Here is a 20,997-nt window from a genome sequence, read left to right on the forward strand (position 1 = left end):
TAAATTAAGGTTGGTAGTTTAATAGGTTTTAAAAATACAAAAAACTCCCGCAGATTTTGTAGATTTCGGAGATAAAAAAATCAGCCGAATCTGCAAAATCTGCGGGAGAAATATTTTTACAATTTAATTTTATTTCAATTCAAAACCGTCTTGCAGTCCTTTATCAGAACTTCCTCCAACCATAATTTTAAAAGTTCCCGGTTCAACTAAATACTTTCCTTCATTATCATAAAAACCAAGTTCCGCATCGGTTAAAGTAAAAGAAACTGTTTTCGTTTCCCCTTTTTTAAGATTAACCAATTCAAAACCTTTCAATTCTTTAATTGGGCGAACAATGCTGGCATATTCATCATGAATATACAATTGCACGACTTCTTTCCCGTCATAATTTCCAGAGTTTGTAACCTCAACGCTGACTTGAACCTTTTCTCCTTTTGCGTAAGCCGTTTTGTTCAATTTCAGGTTTTTATATTCGAAAGTTGTATAGCTCAAACCAAAACCAAACGGAAATTGAGGCGTTTTCTCCACATCCATATAATGCGACCAAAATACGTTTTTATCACTGTCGATTGGTCTTCCTGTACTGTATTTGTTATAATAAATTGGCACCTGACCTACATTTCTAGGAAACGACATGGGCAATTTCCCACTCGGATTGTAATCTCCATATAAAACCTGCGCCACTGCATTTCCTGTCTGAGTTCCTAATTGCCAAGCCTCAACAATTGCTGGAACATTTTCGGCAGCCCACGGAATACTTAACGGACGGCCGTTGTTTAAAACCAAAACCACATTTTGATTTACTTTATAAATTTCCTCTAATAATTCTTGCTGTAAACCTGGCAAATTCAAATCCGTTCTGCTTCTTCCCTCACCGCTCTGGAAACCGTATTCACCTAAAACCATTACCACAACATCAGCATTTTTTGCCGCGGTTTTTGCCGCTTCAAATCCGCTTTTGTCAGTCGTATTAAAAACAGTTTCTGTTAGGAAAGTCGCTTTTTGTTTTAATAAATCAGCTCCTTTTTCAAAAGTCAATTGATTGTCTTTGTATTGCTGCATTCCTTCTAAAACCGAAACTGCCATATTATCATCCGCAGCAATTCTCCAGCTTCCTAACGGACTGTTTTTATCATTTGCCAAAGCGCCAATCAAAGCTATTTTTTGTCCTGATTTTTTCAGTGGCAACAGATTTTTTTCATTCTTCAATAATACAATTGATTTCTTCGCCATGTCTAAAACGCCATCATTGTTAGCTTTACTCCCCACAACTTCTTTTTCGCGTTTTTCATCGCAATATCGGTACGGATCATCAAATAATCCTAATTCAAATTTTACACGAAGAATTCGGCGAACGGCATCATCAACCAAAGCTTCTTTTACTTTTCCTGATTTCACCAAATCAACCAATTTTGCGACATATAAATACGATTCCATATCCATATCAGAACCTGCAATTACCGCTTTTGCAGTTGCATCGGCTTCGTCTTTTGCATAGCCATGTGTAATCATTTCGCGAATCGAAGCATAATCTGAAATTACAAATCCATCAAACTTCCATTTTCCTTTTAAAATATCTCTTTGCAAGAATGCGTTTCCAGTTGCCGGAACGCCGTTCAAAGTATTAAACGAATTCATAAATGTACGAACTCCTGCATCAACAGTCGCTTTAAAAGGAGGCAAAACCGAATTGTACAATTTAGAATTACTGATATCCACAATATTATATTCCAGTCCAGCTTCAACATAACCATATGCTGCAAAGTGTTTCGCACAAGCCGCAATGGTATTTACTTTAGCCAAATCAGCAACAGTTTCACCTTGAAAACCTTTCACTCTGGCATAACCAATTTTACTTCCTAAATACGGATCTTCTCCAGATCCTTCCATCACACGTCCCCAGCGCGCATCGTTGGCAACGTCAACATTTGGGCCAAAAGTCCAGTTAATTCCAGATGCCGAAGCTTCATCCGCCGCAATCGCCGCCGACTTTTTAATCGCTTCCAAATCCCAGCTCGCTGCTTCTGCCAACGGAATCGGGCTTAACGTTTTATAACCATGAATTACGTCAAAACCGATAATTAAAGGAATTCCTAAACGCGTTTCTTCAACAGCAATTTTCTGCACCGCTCGAACTTCCTTCACCCCACGAACTGTCAGCATCGAACCCACTAATCCTTTTCGCAAATGCTCGTATTTTAATTCGGCTGTTCCGCCTTTTGGAGCGGGTCCTGTCACATCCCAAAAACCATTATATTGGTTCATCTGTCCCACTTTTTCCTCCAAAGTCATCAAAGGCAAAAGCAAATCAATTCTTTGCTCAACCGTTTTGTTTTTATCCAGATATGGCTTTTTTTGTGCATTCATATTTCCAACGATAAACAGGGACAAAACCCCAATAATTATTATTTTTTTATTTTTCATGGTTAGTTTTTTTTAAGCTACTAAGGTGCTGAGATGCTAAGATGCTAATGTTAATGTCTTGGGCGTGTCCCGCTGAAAAAGCGGGTCGGGCTATTCATTTCAAGTCCTCGCACTTCCTTCGTCAGGCTGTGGGCTTTCCACTTCTATCCCTCACGCAAACGGTTTCAAAAGAGCGTTTTCGGTTATCTTGTCATCCTGAGAAACGAAGGATCACACTAGAAACTCCACACAGAACTTCGCCAATCTTTGTCGAATCCCGAGTGTGATCCTTCGTTCCTCAGGATGACAAACTTTGCGTCTCACTTTGCGGGACTTCGACTTCGCTCAGCCTGACAAACCCAAACAAAAAATCAGTGTTAATCCGTTCAATCAGTAAAATCTGTGGCCAAAAAATCTAAAATCCGAGGCTTCGGGACTAAAATCTAAAATTCTGTCGTAAAACAAGAAGCCGGTAAATTCACCTTATTAAACAAATCTGACTGAATTGTATTTCCCCACGCAAATCTCACTTTTACAGGATCCAATACTTTTTTGCTCGTCAAAATGACTTGATTATTTTTTATCGAAGCTTCAGCAGGAAAGAAGTTTCCATCGGCGCCTGCCACTTCAAACTGATTCGAAACTTTATTTTTGAAATACAATCCGTCAGCATAATCAAAAGAAACTGTGACTTTATTTTTCTCAATTTTAACGTCTTTAAAAAGTGGTCCGTTTACCAAATTAGAATTCACTTTATAAGTTTCGACAAGGGCCAAATTCGCCAAACGAATTCCAACCGATTTTTTATTTTTTGGATGAATATCAATTGTATCCGAAATATCAGAAGTTAAAACCATTCCTGTTTTTGGAACTTCTTTCAAAATTTTTCTTTGCGAATTTCTCACCGTAACATTCGAGAAATTGTTGCTTCCGGTTTTATAAGGTGCAATCTGAACGAAATAAAAAGGGAATTCGTCGTTCCAAGCTTTTCTCCACGAAGCAATTAAAGCAGAAAGTGTTTTATCATAAACCAAAGAACCAACATTCGACTCACCTTGATACCAAAGCGTTCCAGCAATTTTAAATCCGACAAAAGGATAAATCATCGCATTATAAGCGCGACCTGGCTGTCTTGGTCCGTATTCCTGCTCGTTTAGTTTTTTGGCATTTTCTAATAAAACAGCATCGTTATTCACTGCTTCTTCCGGCATCCAGATTTCTGCTGGAGTTCCGCCCCAATTCGAAGAAATCAGACCGATTGGCACATTTTTTAAATCTTCTCTTAAACGTTTAGCAAAGAAATAGCCAATAGCACTGAAATATTTCATGGTTTCAGGTGTCGATTCGACCCAGTTTCCAAGTAAATTATTTTGTGGTGTTGTTGCCGTTAATTTCGGAACTGTAAAAAAACGAATATTAGGATTTGTGGCGTTTTTCATTTCTTCTTCGCCATTTTCGATTCCCCAGCTTACAGACATTTCCATATTAGATTGTCCGGAACAAACCCAAACTTCTCCAATTAAAATATTTTTTAAAACGATTTCATTATAACCTTTTATCGAAATCGTAAAAGGTCCGCCGGCTTCCGGAGTTTTAATATGAAATTCCCATTGCGCCTGATTGTTCGCAACCGTTTTATATTCCTGATTGTTCCAGCTTGAAACCAATTTGATTTCTTCTTTTGGATTTGCCCAGCCCCAAATCTTAACTTCAGAATTGCGCTGTAAAACCATATTATCGCCAAAAATATTCGGGAGTGTAACGTTTGCCATCATAATATTGGAAATCAACAGAAAGAAAACAAACTTAAAAATATTATTTTTCATTTAGAAGCTTTTTTAAAAAAGGTCCGTATTGATCTGCCATCACTTTTTGATCTACAACATCAGGATGACCTAAACAGCCATTCGGTTTCATTGGTTTGAATTTGAAAATCAAAATTGACTTGTGTGCTTTATCATCCGCGAAAGCGTTTTTTACTTTGTTCAGACAATCTTCAAAAACAATAGCTTTTTCACCATTAACCATCGGGCTGTTTGTAATTACAATCTGTGCTTTCGGATTATGAACGTAAAGCATTTTAATAAAATTGATGTAATTCGAAACATATTTTTCGGCATTAAAAGGCAAACGCTCTTTCTTTCCGTCTCCGCCAGAAAAATCATTTGTTCCTAAAGCAATACTGATAATATTGGGCTGAAAAGCAAAATCGTATTTAGGTTTTGAATTGTCTTTCGTCAAATACAAATTCTGATACACCTCAGGCATTATAGGTTCATTTATATTCTCGTCGTTCCAGTTGCGGTACATTCCAATTCCAGAAACAGAGCTAGTCAAATAATCAACATCAATTGCTCTTGAAAGTGTTGGTCCATAAGCATAATATCCGTTATGGTGATCCATATATTCTCCTTTGTCGCAATCAACAGCATCACTTGCTGCGGCACATGTAATAGAATCACCAATAAATTCGATTTTCTTTTTCTTTTTAGCAGAAATTGATGTCAGTTTTGCATCTGTTCCAGCAAATAAAACGCCTCCAGTACGTGCTTCTGTATTTTTATAAATTTCGAGACGATGCTCTTTTCGATTTGAAGCTGCTTTTATTGGAAAAGATTGTACTGCACCTTTTTCAATTTTAATTTTTCCAAGATATTTTCCATCTAAAACTAATGTAGCATAATTATGATGTTCATAAGAATCAACGCTTTGAAGCGAAATCGAACATTCGTTTCCAGTAAAATTGAAAGAAACCGAAGAAGCGGTTCCAATCAAAATAACATTATCATTTTGAAGTTTTTCGATTCGGCCCTCGTATAAAAAGGTTTTATTTTGATTTTGAGTCTGTGAAAAACAAACGGATGCAAGCAGCAAAAACAAAATTAAAAACGGTGATTTTTTCAGAAACATAAGTTATTTGTTAAAATATAAATAGTATTCACAAATATATCTGAAATCTGGCAGACAGAAAGATACTAAAACGTCAAAATGCAATAAAAAAACACCACGCAACTACACCAACTTTCAGATTATAATTGCAAAGTCTTACAAAATCAAGCGTTTTTCTTTGATTTTAAAAAGCAACGGTCTACTTTTATGAATTAAACTTTTAATCAAAATGAAATTTTATCAATTTATTCTTTTGCTCTCGATTGTTTTGTTTTCTTCTTTTATTACAAAAGAGAAAGAAACAACAGTACAGTTTGCTAAAACTCAGAATCAAATTGACCGAGATTCAATTATAGCTTATGCTAAAAAGTATTTAGGAACTCCTTATTTATACGCCAGCAGTAATCCAGAAAAAGGTTTTGACTGTTCTGGTTTTATCAGTTATGTTTTCCATCATTTTGATGTAGACTTGCCCAGAAGTTCTGGAAGTTATAAAAATTTAGGCAAGGCTTTAAATCCGGAAGATTTTAAAGTTGGTGATATTTTAGTTTTTTACGGTTATAAAGACAAAACAATGATTGGTCATCTCGGAATTATTTGTGAAGCCAATGGAATGCAGTCAAAATTCATTCATGCTTCGTCTGGAAAGGTAAACAGCGTTACAATAACTTCCCTTGCTACAGAACATTACACAAATCGCTTTTATAAGTGTATTGATGTTTTATCGAAATAGTTTAAGCCACGAATTTATTTTCAGCCACAGATTAAAAAGATTAACACTGATTTTTTATGATCTTTTTTAATCCTTTAATCTGTGGCTTATATTTTTCTAAAGCGCAATAAACTTTTAATCTCAATTTTGGAATTTGGAATTTAGAGAAATTGGAATTTTATTTTATTATTCTTCAGTCAATAATTTTATCAGGCTTTCATCTCTTTGGTAAATATCTTTGTAGAAATTCATCTGGCCTTTTCTGTCAACCCAGGCTGTAAAATATCCGATATAAACTGGAACTTTCTTTTTTAAACTAACCCAGTTTTCTTTTCCAGCATGCATTGCTTTATCAATTTTATCAGGAGTCCATCGCGGATCATCTTTCAATAAAATAATAGCTAATTCACGAGGTTTTGCTACACGCACACAGCCGTGGCTGAATGCTCTGCTTTCTCTTTCAAACAGACTTTTTGCCGGCGTATCATGCAGGTAAATATTACTCGAATTTGGAAACAAAAACTTCACTAAACCAAGCGAATTATTTTTTCCCGGAAGCTGACGAACGGCGCCATTATTCCACTCCAAATTTTTCTGAGCCAAATAATTTTTGTTTTTAGCCATTCCGGGTTTAATTTCTTTATTGATAATACTTGTCGGCACATTCCAGTACGGGCTAAAAACAATATTGTTCATCATGCCGCTGAAAATAACTGTTTTTGTCATCGCTTTTCCTACTACAACAGGCGAAATAAAAGCGATTTTCCCATCTTCAATTAAATACAATTTAAATTCGGGAATGTTAACTTCAATGTATTTTTTCCCTTTTTCTAATTCGGGATCAATCCATCGACAACGTTCCATATTAACGATAATCGTTTTTATTCGGTCAGAAACCGGAACATTCATTTCGGCAATATGTTCTGGCAGGATTATATTTTTTGGTGTTAAGCCGTGATGCGCTTCATAGTTTTTCAATGCATTAATCAAAACCGTATCACAAACCGCGCTTTTACTATCTTCTTTAATATCTTTTGTCGCAAAAAGCCTTTCTCTAATTTGAGCCACAACATTTGATGAATCACCGACTTTCAGGTTTTTAAAATCCTCGTCTGTTTCAATTGTTTTCCAGCCACTTTTTTTTTCAATCTCACGATATTGTTTTAAAACATCACGCAGTTTATAATACTGACTGAACATTTTGCTTCTGTGATCATCATTTATAGTTGATTTCTTAAAAATGGAATCGGTCAAGGCGCGATAATTCAGCTTTTTTCTCGGCAAAAGCCATTCAAGCGAAATAGTTGTTTTTTCGTCAAAGCCAGCGTAAACTTTTTCGGCGTAATAGAAATACAGGTTTGAAATCATTAAATCCGTATTTTCTTTAGATAATTTATTTTCGGAATTATTCTCAAAAACAGCATTCAGCTCTTTATAAGGAAAATTGGCTTTTAGCCCTTCTTCATCAAGACCTTTGTATTTATTGAACAAAGTATGTCCAAATTCATCAACACCTTTGTTATCCTGCCATAACTGAGTTGATTTATTTTTTTTATATAAAGCCAGAACCTCATCTTGAAATTTGGCCAATTTTGGATATTCAGTATAAAAAGCAGTAATCTTTAAACTGTCTATGTGAAGTTTCAGTTCCGGTATTTCGGCTTTTACTTTGGTTTGATTTTCTTCTTTTTTATCTCCTTTTGAATTACATGAAACAACTGCAAAAAGGCTTACGGCGGCAATAAACTGATACCAGATTTTCATAATAAAATTTTTAATAAAAATAGGAAAGTTTTTATAACTATGAGGTTTTCTAAAATGAAATTTTTATGAAATCTGTTCAAATAAAAGCACAAAAAAAGTCCCAAATACTCTACCTATTTGGGACTCGTGATATAACCAACCTATTAAAATTCTATTAGATAACCGTTCCTTTTAAAGTAAGAACTTTTGGTGTAGTCTCGGCACTTGTTGTAACCGTTACTGTTTTTGTAAAACCACCTTTGTTTGCAGCATTATAAGTTGCCGTAACTTTAGCAGTTTTTCCAGCCTGAATTGGTTCTTTTGTATAATCTGTTGCTGTACAGCCACAAGATCCTTGAACGTTTGTAATTACAACAGCCGTTTTTCCTGTGTTTTTAAATTCGTACACAATTACTTTTGGAGTTCCCTGAGGAATTTCGCCAACATCAACGGTTTCTGCTTTCCAAACAATTGTAGAAGCTGTTGCCGCTTTTGTTTCAGAAACTAAAGATTTTACTGGTGCAACTGCTGAGAAAGACATTAAGCCTAATGCCAAAGCTAACATGGAGATTTTAATAATTTTCATAGTTTAAATATTTAATGGTTTATAGTTCTAAATTTGTATTCCAAAAGTATTTCAGATAAATTCAAATCGCTGTTAACCGGTTTCAAATCTTTGTTAACGACTTGTTAAGGGCTGTTTTTCAGCATAAATTTCATTAATATTACATTTTTAAAAAGACATTTTTTCTTGAAAATCAACAAACTCAACAGTATTATCCTTCTCGGATTAATTGCCATTATAAGTATTTTGGTAGCACAGCTGCTTTGGACAAAAGAAGCTTTTACACTTGAACAAAAAAAGCTGAGCCAGAAAGCCCATATTGCTTTATTAGAAGTTTCGCGTAAATTAGATGAAGGAAAAGATCACGAATCTTCATGCCAAAATCCTGTTCATAAAATTTCAAACGATTATTATATTGTCAATATCGACAATGAATTTGAGCCTGATATTTTGGAATTTTATTTGAAATCGGAATTCAAAAAAATGAATATCACAACCGATTTTGAATATGCGATGTACAACTGCCAAAGTGACGAAATGGTTTATGGAAATTATATTTCGTTATCTGAAAAATCAAAAGTAAAAAAGACAGTTTCCTTTCCTAAACATAAAAATCTTGTTTACTATTTCGCTGTCCGCTTTCCTAATGAAACGACTTATTTATTCAGTTCAATGCGTTTTTGGTTTGTGCTTTCGACTGCATTAATTTTGATTTTGCTGATTTATGTCTATTCGATTTTTAAACTTTTACAGCAAAAAAAATATTCTGAATTACAGCGCGATTTCATCAATAATATGACGCATGAATTTAAAACGCCTTTATCTTCCATTTTAATCGCATCAAAATATTTAATTGAACAAAATCCGATAAAAGAAGACAAAAAACTGCACACTTATACTGATATTATAATCAAACAAAGTCATAAACTCAACAACCATATTGAGAAGATTTTGAATATTGCAAAATCAGATTACACGCCTTTAGCATTACAAAAAGAAGCGGTTTTAATTGTCCCGATTATAGAAGAAACAATTGAAAATATTCAATTAAAATATCCGGAAGCAATTATTAAAATTGAAAGTTCCTCAAAAGAATATTTATTAGAAACAGATGTTTTTCATTTTAATAATTTGGTTTATAATCTGCTGGACAATGCTGTAAAATATTGCAGTGAAAAACCTAATATTGTGATTCAGATTGCACTGGAAAATCAAGTTTTAAAATTAAAATTTATAGACAACGGAATTGGAATTTCTCCTAAAAACATTTCCTTTATCTTTGATAAATTTTACCGTGCTCAAAACGAAAAAAGCAATGAAGTAAATGGTTTTGGACTTGGTTTATATTACGTAAAAGAAATCTGCAGTCTTCAAAATTGGAAAATAAAAGCCGAAAATAATTCAGAAAAAGGCATTACTATAACTTTGTCAATTCCTTATAAAAAATGAGACAATTTAAAATACTTTATACCGAAGATGATGAAACTTTAGCTTTTTTAACCAAAGATAATTTGGAACAAAACAATTATGAAGTTATTCATTGCTGTGATGGAAAATTAGGCTTAGAAGCATTTAAAACACAAAATTTTGACATTTGTATTTTTGATATCATGATGCCAAAAATGGATGGTTTTGAGTTGGCTACCGAAATTAGGAAAACAAATACAGATGTTCCTATCATTTTTCTTTCAGCCAAAACTTTAAAAGAAGACCGAATTAAAGGTTTGCGTTTGGGCGCCGATGATTATTTGGTAAAACCTTTCAGTATTGAAGAATTGCTTTTGAAAATTGAAATTTTCCTGAAGCGTTCTCAAAAAACCTCTATTCAGACAGAAAAACTGGTTTATGACATTGGAAAATACCAATTTGATACCAGCAATTTTATTCTTTTTAATGAAATTGAAAAAATCACTCTGACACAGCGTGAAGCCGAATTGCTGAAGCTTTTTCTGGACAATAAAAACTTGGTTTTAAAAAGAGAACAAATTCTAACCGCACTTTGGGGAACTGACGATTATTTTATGGGACGAAGTCTTGATGTTTTTATCTCGCGCCTCCGAAAAATTTTGACCAGCGAGAAAGGAATTTCGATTGAAAATTTACACGGAATTGGTTTTAGATTTTCTGTCGAATAGTTTTAATCTGATTTCGGAAATCTTTTTTGTAAGCAAATCTTAACAATTCTGATAAAAATATAGAAAAATCTGTAAAAGGATTTCTAAAAATCTTTGTATTTTTAAGTTCTAATTTTCCCCGATATGAAATTACATCATTTACGTAACGCTACTTTAGTTATTGAAACGGAGCAACATGTGATTTTGGTTGACCCGATGTTAGGAAAAAGAAAAACGATTCCGCCCTTTACAATCTTTCGATATAACCCAAAAAGAAATCCACTGGTTTCTTTGCCAAAAAACAGCAGAGAAATTTTAAGTAAAGTTACTATTTGCTTAATTACGCATCTGCATCCTGATCATATAGACAAAGCTGGAGAAGTTTATTTAAGACGAAAAAGCATTCCGGTTGTGTGCAGTTCAAAAGATGAAAAAGAGCTTACAAAACGAGGCCTAAAAGTAGTTCAGACTTTAAATTATTGGGAACCTCAGCCTTTTCTAGATGGAAGAATTATTGGAATTCCGGCACTTCATGGTTATGGTTTTGTCGCAAAATTGATGGGAAATGTAATGGGTTTTTACATTGAACTGGCAAACGAAAAATCGGTTTATATAAGTTCTGACACCATTTTTACAAATGATGTCCAAAAAGCATTAATCGAACTAAAACCTGATATTGCAACTGTTGCCTGTGGTACAGCGAGATTAGATATCGGACAGCCTTTATTAATGCGGATGAACGATATTTTGAAATTTACTGCACTGGCGCCCGGAAATGTTTTTGCAAATCACCTTGAAGCCTTAAATCACTGCCCAACCAAACGCGAGGATTTAAAAATGGCTTTGGCAGAAAATAATCTGTTATCAAAAACTGCTATTCCTGCTGATGGGACTTTTGTGGAGTATTGATTTTATACTATTTCTTTCTCTAAAATAATTTTAAATCAATATTCGCTTTTCAATTATAATACTATATTTGGTTTCCCAATCAAACCAAAATAAATGGATACTTTTCTAAGAAAAATACAATTAATTAAAGACATTTCAATACAATTGCCAGTTTCAAAAACTGATTTCATTCAAAAATTTAGAACTAATGTTGACGAATCTGATTTAAGTTTTGTTCCTTTTGAAGTTTTTCGATCAAGCACAAGTGAGTACAAAGGAAATATTGACGGCAGTGCATTTGAATTAAAAAAAAGAAGACGATTATTTGACACTAATTATTCATTTGCTACGGTAACCGGAAGTTTAATTGATCGAAATGACAAGTTGATTATAGATGCTGAAATTTTAGGTTTCAAAAAAAGAATGATTTTCTTTTTTGCATTTATAGTTTTGATCTATCTCATCGCCTTTACGGGAATGATGCTTGGTAGTGATGAGATTCCTTTTTTTGTTTTGCCTTTTCTACTCATACATATGTCACTTATGTTAGGTATTCCATATTTCGTAATTAGAAGAAGTGTAAACAGAATGGCCTATGATTTAGAAAGAGATTTTCATTATTGGGTAACAAAAAATTAATTAAATCTGATTATTAAAGAACCAGCAACCCAAACTCACGCAACGTATTTATAGGCTTTGAATACCAAAACAATTCAAAATCTTCTAATGAAGTTTCGAAGTCATTTTTGACTTCTTGAAACGTATAATTTTTAGTTCCCGAAACCGAAATATTTGTCAAAATTGAAAGCAGCCACTCCCCTTCGTCTTTACTAGTCTGAATGGTAAAACTTTCTTTTTTATCATGAAAAGTCAAAGACATCATTTCCCAGCTTCTTCCTTTTTTTGATTTTGTAAAGATTTCTGCAGCAGGTTTTCCGCCAAGCCAAACTACTTTTGCATTTGGCTTTGTATTGAAATCGTTTTGTTCTTCGAGTGCATTAAAAATAAAATCGGGATCAATTTTTGTTTTCGGAATTTTAAAATCGAACCAATCCTGCAATTCGTAATCAAAACAGATTCCGTGCATAAAATTAAAAAGTGATTTTTTTAATCCGAAACTGAATTTATCATGATTGATTCCTGTTGAATCGGTGTAATCAATATCATTATTAGCAAAAGTTCCGATGGTTTCTGTTTTTTTGGTCACCCCAAATTTCTCCGGATACAATCCAACTGGACTATGCGCCGTAAGTGCAAATTGATGCCAAAATCCCGACTGTAAAACTCCTGCTTCAAACAATTGACGAACCATTTCGAGACTGTCAACTGTTTCCTGAATCGTTTGGGTTGGATATCCGTACATTAAATACGCATGAACCATAATTCCGGCTTCGGTAAAATTTCGGGTTACTTTTGCCACTTGTTCAACCGTAACACCTTTGTCAATTAATTTCAAAAGTCTGTCTGAAGCTACTTCTAAACCTCCGGAAACGGCAATACAGCCTGAAGCTTTTAAAAGCAGACATAAATCTTTGGAAAAACTTTTCTCAAATCGAATGTTCGTCCACCATGTTACGGCCAGTTTTCGTTTTAAAATTTCGAGTGCCACAGCGCGCATCAGAGCGGGCGGTGCGGCTTCATCAACAAAATGAAATCCGTTTTGTCCTGTCTGCGCGATCAATTCTTCCATTCGATCGCAGAGTAAACTTGCCGCTACGGGTTCGTAAACTTTTATGTAATCTAATGAAATATCGCAAAAAGTACATTTTCCCCAATAACAGCCGTGTGCCATTGTGAGTTTATTCCAGCGTCCGTCGCTCCACATTCGGTGCATCGGATTTACAATTTCGATTACCGAAATATATTTATCCAAAGGCAAATCGGAATAATCTGGAGTTCCTACGTAAGCTTGTTTATAATCGTGTTTTAAAGAATTGTTTTTGTAAACAACTTCTCCATTTTCTAATAAGAATGTTCTTTTATAAGAATTGGAATTTGGATTTTCTAAATTGGAAATTAATTCTTCTATCGGAACTTCGCCATCATCCAAAGTAATAAAATCAAAAAACTCAAAAACGCGTTTATCCGAAAGCGAACGCAATTCGGTATTTGGGAAACCGCCGCCCATTGAAATTTTAATTTCAGGATGATTTTGTTTTACCCATTGCGCACAACGAAACGCGCTGTATAAATTTCCTGGAAATGGAACAGAAATTAAAAATAAAGTAGGTTTTACAGTTTCAATTTTAGCTTTTAAAAGTGAAATTAAAATCGTGTCAATATAAGTTGGCTGCTGTTGAAGCGTTTCGTACAATTCATCAAAAGAATTCGCGCTTCGGCCTAAACGTTCGGCATATCGGCTGAAGCCAAAATTTTCATCGACACATTCTACTATAAAATCCGAAATATCTTCGAGATACAAAGTTGCCAAATGTTTTGCTTTGTCTTGCGTTCCCATTGTTCCAAAAGCCCAATCGAGTTCCTCCAACTGTGCAAAACGAGAAGCTTCTGGCAAAAAATCTTCTTGGCAAATTTGTAAAGCCAAAGTTGGATTTTTTCCCTGAAGAAACTGGATTACAGGATCAATAGTTTTGATGTATTCATCTTGAAGAGCAAAAATTCGCTTTGAATTATCTGAAACATCAGAACCCAAAACTTCAAACTTGAAACTTGAAACTTGAAACAAATCTGAAACTCCTTTCTTCGAAAACAATTCCAAAATAACATCAATACCCAAATCAGCTTGAACCGATTCTATATTTTTAGTATTTAGAAAACCTTTTATATACGCCGTTGCCGGATACGGAGTATTCAGTTGTGTAAAAGGCGGTGTAATTACAAAAAGTTTTGTTTTCAAAGGGAATTATTTTTTGCAAAAATACGGGATATTTAGAGACTTTTTAGGAAAAGATTTTAGTTCATAGCGTTTTGATTTTTTGATTTTATCTTGTAAGATAATTAATTACATTTGCGCCGACCCCAAATCATTCTAAATGAAACAAACATTACTATTAATATTCTTTTTAATAACAATCCAATTGTTTTCTCAAACCAAAAATCAATCTGTTGGTTTTAAAGAAAATAAAGGCCAGATTGTTGATCAAAAAGGAAAATCAAATACTTCCGTTTTATATCTATTAAATTCTAATTGCTTAAATGTTCAATTAAAGAAAAATGGATTTTCATATGATGTTTATGAAGTAAAAAAAACTCCCGTAAAAGATCCTAGAAATGAGCGTGAACTTTCGTCACACTTTCGTGATAACAAAAAAGAAGAACAAGAAAATTTTAATTTAGAATATACTTTTCATCGAATTGATATTGACTTTGTAAACTCAAATTCAAAAGTAGAATTAATTACAGAGCAAAAATCAGCTGATTTTGATAATTATTACAATGTTCCAAATAAACCGGAAGGAATAACTGGCGTTTACCAATACAAGCAAATTACGTATAAAAATATTTATCCAAATATTGATGTCGTTTTTTCAATTCCAAATGATCCTCAAAAAATCGTAGAATACAATTTCGTGATTCATCCAAAAGGAAAAATTTCGGACATTCAATTAAAGTTTAATGGCGCCGAAACTGATCTGATTGACAACAAAATCCAAATGAATGTTCGTTTTGGGAAAATGGAAGAAACACTTCCTGCAAGCTGGATTGAAGATGAAGGAAATAAAAAAGAAATTGAAGTTGGATATACTAAAATTAAAAAAGATGTTTATGGATTTAGTTCTTCTAATTCTGTAAGTGGAAAAACTATTGTGATTGATCCTGTGCCAACGAGACTTTGGGGGACTTATTATGGTGGCTCTGATGATGACCATCCTAATTTTGTTTTTACTAAAAATGGATATGTTTATTTAGCAGGAATTACGTCCAGCACAAGTAATATAGCTTCAGCAGGAGCATCTCAAAATGAATTAGGTTCGCTTCCAAACTCAAGTTATGATAGTTTCTTTGCTAAATTTAATTCTGATGGTACCCGAGTTTGGGGAACATATTATGGTGGCAGCAACAGTGACGAAATTGAAAAAATTGTTGTTTCAGATAACAATACTATTTTCATTGCTGGTTCTTCCTCAAGCCTAAATAATATATCGACAATTGGAAGTCATCAGGAATTTAAAAGCGCTTATTGGGATGGCTTTTTAGCAAAATTTAACGGTGACGGAGTCCGAGAATGGGCAACTTATTATGGAGGCATTAATAATGACAATGTACGAGCACTTACTATAGATACGAATGAAAACATTTATATATCGGGACAAACTTTCAGCACAACTAACATTGCTACAGTTGGTTCTCATCAACCTAATATAGCAGACGCTTCTTCAACAGATTCGTTTATTGCTAAATTTAATACAAATGGAACCAGAATTTGGGGGACTTACTATGGTGGTCGCGCCTACGATGAAATTACAGACTCAAAACTAGATTTAGATGGTAACATAATTTTTTTGGGGGCTACACAAAGTATTCAAAATATAGCTACTCCAAGTTCCTTTAAAAGCACCAAAACAACAGCCGATTTAGATGGTTTTCTGGTAAAATTTGACCCAAATGGAAATCGTATATGGGGAACTTATTTTGGTGGAGAAAATACCGACTATTTTTCTGATCTTGGTCAAGATTCCTCTGGTAATATTTATTGTTCAGGTTATACATTAAGTACAACTGGAATAAGTTCTTCAGGAGTTTTTCAAGAAAATCGCATTTCTACTGGATCTGATCGGGATGGCATTATATTTAAATTTAACTCCGCTGGTTTTAAAATTTGGGGAACTTATTTTTACCCGGAAACAGCAGGTACTTCAATCTCGAAAAGCGGGTCGATCATTTTTACAGGACGCGTTAAAACGGGATTTTCATCAACACCCAATACCTATCAGGAATTTCCTTTGAACAGCAATCCAGGAACAGATTCCTACCTTGTTAAATTTAATACAAATGGACAAAGAGTTTGGGCAACTTATTTTAGCGGTGAAAATGCAGACAATGCCATTGTAACAGCCTTAGATGATAATCATAATATTTACTTAGCTGGATCAACTAATAGTAAAACACATATTGCAACTCCTGGTACTTATCAAACCGATTTATATCCAGACAAAAACACCTATACTCCTAATGTGTACGATGCTTTTTTAGTAAAATTTCTCGATTGCGATTTAAGCGCAGCCATAACAAGCAACTCTCCAATATGTTTGGGGAAGACTCTGGAGCTTAACGCTTCTGGAGGAGCATCATATTCCTGGACTGGCCCAAACGGTTTTACATCAACAGATCAAAATCCAAAAATCTTGAATGCGACAGCTGTTAACAGTGGCGAATATAGCTGCACAATAACAGGAACTGGAGGTTGTGATGATACAAAAAAAATAAATGTAGTTATTGGCGATATTGAAAAACCTGTTCCGGATTTAGCTGCTCTCCCAACCATAACAGGGGATTGCCATACCGTTGTTAACACAATTCCAACGGCTACTGATGTTTGTGCTGGAGCAATTACGGGAACAACTACAAGTCCATTATCTTACAGTTTACCAGGAACGTACACCATTGTTTGGAATTATAATGATGGTAACGGAAATTTAGCAACACAAAATCAAACTGTAATTATTGCAAGTCAGCCATTGCCAACCGCAAACGCTGTACAGACTTTTTGTGTTGAGCAAAACGCAAAATTGAATGACATTCAAATTACTGGACAAAATATAAAATGGTACAGTAACTTAACAGCAGGAACACTTGTACCAATGACAACTGTGCTTCAGGACAAAGCAACCTATTATGCTTCACAAACCATAAACGGATGCGAAAGCGAAAGAATTCCGATCAAAATCAATATTCAAGTTACTTCCCCTCCAACAGGAAATGTAACTCAGACGTTTTGTACTGGTCAAAATTCGACAATTGCTAATATTCAAGTTACTGGAACTTCAATAAAATGGTATGACGCTTTAACAAATGGTTCTTTATTAGCAGAAACTACAAATCTTGTAAATGGCAAAACCTATTACGCGTCTCAGACTTTAAATAATTGCGAGGGTCCAAGATTTGGAGTTACGATTTTAATTGTAAATACACCTTCTGCTCCAGCAGCAAATGCAAATCAGACATTCTGTAAAAATGAAAATACAACATTAAGCAATATTCAAATATCTGGTCAGAATATAAAATGGTACGATACTAATTTCTCTGCATCGGCTTTACCAAATACTACTATTTTAGAAGATAATAAAACCTATTATGCATCACAGACTATTGGGTGCGAAGGTGACAGAACAGCCGTTTTAATTCGGGTTAATGACACTCCTACTCCAACTGGTAATAACAGCCAGCAATTTTGTGTTGATGAAAATGCAGTAATTGCTAATCTTACGGTTTCGGGAACAAATATAAAATGGTATGATTCGGAAACAAGCAGCATTGTTTTACCCAAAACTACTTTACTACAAAACAAAACTTATTATACTACTCAAACACTAAACAATTGCGAAAGCCAAAAATTTGCTGTTTCTGTAAAAATTCATGATCCTCAAGAGCCAATCGCCTCTTCGCCTCAGATTTTCTGTATCCAACAGAAAGCAAAAATCAGCGACATTGATGCAACTGGAGAGAATCTGAAATGGTTCGAAAGCACAACTTCTAATATAAGTTTATCTGAATCGACTTTGCTTGAAAATGGAGTGACTTATTACGTTTCAGAAACAATAAATAATTGCGAAAGTGACCGAATTCCAGTAAAAATTTCAGTTTTAGAAGCAACCGCTGGAAATTGTATCAATTTTGTTGAAGAAATTCCTTTTCCAAAATTCTTTACTCCAAATGGTGATGGCTACAATGACGATTGGACAATTGATTTTGATTATTTGGCTCCAAATACAGGAATTAGAATATTTAACCGATATGGAAAATTCATTAAAGAACTAAATAAAAATACTTCGTGGGATGGAAATTTTCTAGGCCAACAGGAACCTGCGTCAGATTATTGGTTTATTATTACCCAAGCAAACGGCAAAGAATTTAGAGGCCATTTTACCTTAAAACGATAAGAAAACAACTTATGAAACATATTTTTACCTTTTTATTTTTATTAATGTTTATTCCGATATTTTCTCAAACCAAGAATCAGTCTATTGGTTTTAAAGAAAATAAAGGTCAGATAATTGATCAAAAAGGAAAACCAAATGTTTCTGTTTTGTATTTACTTAATTCTAATGGCTTAAATGTTCAATTGAAAAAAAATGGCTTTTCATATGACATTTATGAAGTAAAAAAAACTCCCATAAAAGATCCTAGAAATGAGCGTGAACTTTTGTCACACTTTCATGATAACAAAAAAGAAGAACAAGAAAATTTTAATTTAGAATATACTTTTCATCGAATTGATATTGATTTTGTCAACTCAAATTCAAAAGTAGCATTAGTCGCAGAACAAAAATCTGGTGATTTTGATAACTATTATAATGTTCCAAATAAACCGGAAGGAATTACTGGCGTTTACCAATACAAGCAAATTACATACAAAAATATTTACCCAAATATTGATGTTGTTTTTTCTATTCCAAACGATCCTCAGAAAATCGTAGAATACAATTTTGTGATTCATCCAAAAGGAAAAATCTCAGAAATTCAATTAAAGTTTAATGGCGCTGAAACTGATCTGATTGACAACAAAATCCAAATGAATGTTCGTTTCGGAAAAATGGAAGAAACGCTTCCTGCAAGCTGGATTGAAGATGGTGGAAACAAAAAGGAAGTTGAAGTTGGTTATACCAAGATTAAGAAAAATGTTTATGGTTTTAGTTCTTTAAATTCTGCAAATGGAAAAACTATTATTATTGATCCTATGCCTGTAAGGCTTTGGGGAACTTTTTATGGAGATGAAACCGGAACTACTGGTTCAAATTGGTGGAAAGTTAATTTGACAACTGATTCCCTTGGCAATGCATATGTTTCAGGAACTACAACATCTCAAAGTCCTTCCTATGCTACTTCTGGAGCGCATCAAACAAGCGGAAGCCATCAGTATATCAATTCAATTACAAATGGTATTATATTTAAGTTTGACAAAAACGGCAATAGACTATGGGGAACCTACTATGCTGGTACACAATCTATTTATATGTATGGTATAAAAATCGATTTACAAAATAATGTTTTAGTTACAGGCTATACATTGTCAGAAACAAACATCAGTACAATAGGATCTTTTCAACCAAACCTTGGAGGATCCTTAGATGCTTTCTTGGTAAAATTTAACAGCAGTGGGATCAGGCAGTGGGGGACCTATTTTGGTGGAGAAGATAGGGATTACGCGAATGATTTAGGTATTGATAACAATAATAATATATACATTGTTGGCACGACTTCGAGCAAAACAAATATTGCAATAAATAGTAATTTTCAAACTGGACTAAGCAACTCGTCAAATCCATATGGATTAAATTCAGATGGATTTATAACCAAGTTTAATGAAAATGGAAATTTAATATGGAGCACTTATGTTGGAGGCGATGGAAATGATAATTTAAATACTGTCGCAATAAAGAATTCTTACTTGGTTGCTGGAGGAAATACTGAAAGCACAAATATGGCAACTACCGGTGTTTTTCAGGAAAACCCAAACTCTAATTTTTTAGGCGATGGATATGTATGTAAATTTTCCTTAAATGGACAAAGAATTTGGGGTACATATTATGGTGGTAGCTCACCTATGGAGAACATTGGAGCAATAGAAATTGATAATGAAGAAAATATCTATATTGGCGGATATACTTATAGTAGTGATAATATTGCTACACCTGGAACATTTGAAGACTCAAATGCAAATCTTTATAAAGGTTTATTAGCAAAATTAAATGTTCAAGGACAAAGAATATGGGGTACTTACGTGGGAGATATTAACATTTCTTCTATAGTCTTTCAAAATAATTCACTTTATATTGGAGGCGGAAATATGGATTTTAGAACTGATTACAAACTTACCACTCCTTGTTCTTACAAACCAAATCGAATCAGAACTCATTATGGATATGCTGGTAAATTTTCTAAAGAAGGTCTTTTTATTTGGGGAACCTATATTGGTAATGATAATACTTTAAAAATAGCTTTAAACGCTGATGACACATTTTTTGTAGCTGGATTGTCAAGTTACAACGACGATATTGCTGATGGAAGTTCTTATCAATCAAATATTTTGGGCGATAAAAACTTCTTTTTAATGAAATTTCATGAAGATCTTTCGTTTAAAATTCCAGAAATTTCATCAAATTCTCCAATCTGTCCAAACAAGACATTAGAACTTAAAGCTTCAGGGGGAACAAATTATTTATGGACTGGTCCAAACGGCTTTTCGTCAACAGATCAAAATCCAACAATACTAAATGCGACAGCTGTTAACAGTGGCGAATATAGCTGCACAATAACAGGAACTGGAGGTTGTGATGATACTAAAAAAATAAATGTGGTTATTGGCGATATTGAAAAACCTGTTCCTGATTTAGCTGCTCTCCAAACCATAACAGGGGACTGCCATACCGTTGTTAACACAATTCCAACTGCTACCGATGTTTGCGCTGGAGCAATTATAGGAACAACTACAAGTCCATTATCTTACAGTTTACCAGGAACGTACACCATTGTTTGGAATTATAATGATGGTAACGGAAATT

13 protein-coding genes are annotated in these 20,997 nt (G+C 34.0%); 7 read left to right on the forward strand and 6 right to left on the reverse strand.

The features are described 5' to 3' along the window. Positions 1-129: 129 nt before the first annotated feature. The 3 genes from bglX to GKZ88_RS09395 all read right to left on the reverse strand — a co-directional run bounded on the left by bglX (position 130) and on the right by GKZ88_RS09395 (position 5,313). Entirely contained in the window at positions 130-2,424 is a 2,295-nt protein-coding gene (bglX, locus tag GKZ88_RS09385; protein ID WP_155102106.1) for a beta-glucosidase BglX, read from the reverse strand. Positions 2,425-2,846: 422 nt separating this feature from the next. Further along, positions 2,847-4,229 carry a sialate O-acetylesterase gene (locus GKZ88_RS09390; RefSeq protein WP_155102107.1) on the reverse strand — a complete coding sequence of 461 codons (1,383 nt, stop codon included), beginning with the start codon at positions 4,227-4,229 and terminating at the stop codon, positions 2,847-2,849. Further along, a complete protein-coding gene (locus GKZ88_RS09395) occupies positions 4,219-5,313 on the reverse strand; it encodes an SGNH/GDSL hydrolase family protein (protein ID WP_155102108.1) in 1,095 nt (364 codons plus the stop codon). Before GKZ88_RS09395 ends, GKZ88_RS09390 begins: the two co-directional genes overlap by 11 nt. Positions 5,314-5,521: 208 nt before the next feature. Between GKZ88_RS09395 and GKZ88_RS09400 the strand changes: the two genes are divergently transcribed. Next, complete coding sequence (locus GKZ88_RS09400) at positions 5,522-6,025, forward strand: C40 family peptidase (RefSeq protein WP_155102109.1); 504 nt, start codon at positions 5,522-5,524, stop codon at positions 6,023-6,025. A gap of 165 nt (positions 6,026-6,190) precedes the next feature. Here GKZ88_RS09400 and GKZ88_RS09405 read toward each other — a convergent pair whose 3' ends face one another. Next, positions 6,191-7,768 (reverse strand): L,D-transpeptidase family protein, encoded by a 1,578-nt coding sequence (locus tag GKZ88_RS09405; protein WP_155102110.1) that lies wholly within the window; start codon positions 7,766-7,768, stop codon positions 6,191-6,193. Between the two features lie 154 nt (positions 7,769-7,922). Continuing rightward, positions 7,923-8,333: a DUF1573 domain-containing protein gene (locus GKZ88_RS09410; RefSeq protein WP_155102111.1), complete on the reverse strand. Its 411-nt coding sequence runs from the start codon at positions 8,331-8,333 to the stop codon at positions 7,923-7,925. A 165-nt stretch (positions 8,334-8,498) separates the two neighbouring features. Between GKZ88_RS09410 and GKZ88_RS09415 the strand changes: the two genes are divergently transcribed. The 4 genes from GKZ88_RS09415 (at position 8,499) to GKZ88_RS09430 (ending at position 11,953) form a co-directional block, all read left to right on the forward strand. Continuing rightward, positions 8,499-9,761, forward strand: a complete 1,263-nt coding sequence (locus GKZ88_RS09415; protein WP_155102112.1) for a HAMP domain-containing sensor histidine kinase — start codon at positions 8,499-8,501, stop codon at positions 9,759-9,761. After that, complete coding sequence (locus GKZ88_RS09420) at positions 9,758-10,447, forward strand: response regulator transcription factor (protein ID WP_155102113.1); 690 nt, start codon at positions 9,758-9,760, stop codon at positions 10,445-10,447. Before GKZ88_RS09415 ends, GKZ88_RS09420 begins: the two co-directional genes overlap by 4 nt. Positions 10,448-10,570: 123 nt before the next feature. After that, positions 10,571-11,335 carry an MBL fold metallo-hydrolase gene (locus GKZ88_RS09425; protein WP_155102114.1) on the forward strand — a complete coding sequence of 255 codons (765 nt, stop codon included), beginning with the start codon at positions 10,571-10,573 and terminating at the stop codon, positions 11,333-11,335. A gap of 93 nt (positions 11,336-11,428) precedes the next feature. Further along, positions 11,429-11,953, forward strand: coding sequence for a hypothetical protein (locus tag GKZ88_RS09430; protein WP_155102115.1), 525 nt, complete (start codon positions 11,429-11,431; stop codon positions 11,951-11,953). A 13-nt stretch (positions 11,954-11,966) separates the two neighbouring features. Here the strand turns inward: GKZ88_RS09430 and GKZ88_RS09435 are convergent, their stop codons facing one another. Beyond that, positions 11,967-14,171 carry a radical SAM protein gene (locus GKZ88_RS09435; RefSeq protein ID WP_155102116.1) on the reverse strand — a complete coding sequence of 735 codons (2,205 nt, stop codon included), beginning with the start codon at positions 14,169-14,171 and terminating at the stop codon, positions 11,967-11,969. Between the two features lie 136 nt (positions 14,172-14,307). Here GKZ88_RS09435 and GKZ88_RS09440 point away from each other — a divergent pair, with 136 nt between their 5' ends. Continuing rightward, positions 14,308-18,375, forward strand: coding sequence for a T9SS type B sorting domain-containing protein (locus GKZ88_RS09440; RefSeq protein WP_155102117.1), 4,068 nt, complete (start codon positions 14,308-14,310; stop codon positions 18,373-18,375). Between the two features lie 11 nt (positions 18,376-18,386). Then, positions 18,387-20,997: SBBP repeat-containing protein (locus GKZ88_RS09445; protein WP_155102118.1), on the forward strand; the 2,611-nt coding region annotated here is incomplete at its 3' end.

This window comes from Flavobacterium sp. LC2016-01 (assembly GCF_009711135.1).
GTDB lineage: Bacteria > Bacteroidota > Bacteroidia > Flavobacteriales > Flavobacteriaceae > Flavobacterium.

Excerpts from the sequence above, each read along its gene's own strand:
- GKZ88_RS09395 (WP_155102108.1), bottom strand. The coding sequence starts at position 5,313 with ATGTTTCTGAAAAAATCACCGTTTTTAATTTTGTTTTTGCTGCTTGCA.
- GKZ88_RS09410 (WP_155102111.1), bottom strand. The coding sequence starts at position 8,333 with ATGAAAATTATTAAAATCTCCATGTTAGCTTTGGCATTAGGCTTAATG.
- GKZ88_RS09420 (WP_155102113.1), top strand. The coding sequence starts at position 9,758 with ATGAGACAATTTAAAATACTTTATACCGAAGATGATGAAACTTTAGCT.
- GKZ88_RS09405 (WP_155102110.1), bottom strand. The coding sequence starts at position 7,768 with ATGAAAATCTGGTATCAGTTTATTGCCGCCGTAAGCCTTTTTGCAGTT.
- GKZ88_RS09425 (WP_155102114.1), top strand. The coding sequence starts at position 10,571 with ATGAAATTACATCATTTACGTAACGCTACTTTAGTTATTGAAACGGAG.
- bglX (WP_155102106.1), bottom strand. The coding sequence starts at position 2,424 with ATGAAAAATAAAAAAATAATAATTATTGGGGTTTTGTCCCTGTTTATC.
- GKZ88_RS09440 (WP_155102117.1), top strand. The coding sequence starts at position 14,308 with ATGAAACAAACATTACTATTAATATTCTTTTTAATAACAATCCAATTG.
- GKZ88_RS09400 (WP_155102109.1), top strand. The coding sequence starts at position 5,522 with ATGAAATTTTATCAATTTATTCTTTTGCTCTCGATTGTTTTGTTTTCT.
- GKZ88_RS09390 (WP_155102107.1), bottom strand. The coding sequence starts at position 4,229 with ATGAAAAATAATATTTTTAAGTTTGTTTTCTTTCTGTTGATTTCCAAT.
- GKZ88_RS09430 (WP_155102115.1), top strand. The coding sequence starts at position 11,429 with ATGGATACTTTTCTAAGAAAAATACAATTAATTAAAGACATTTCAATA.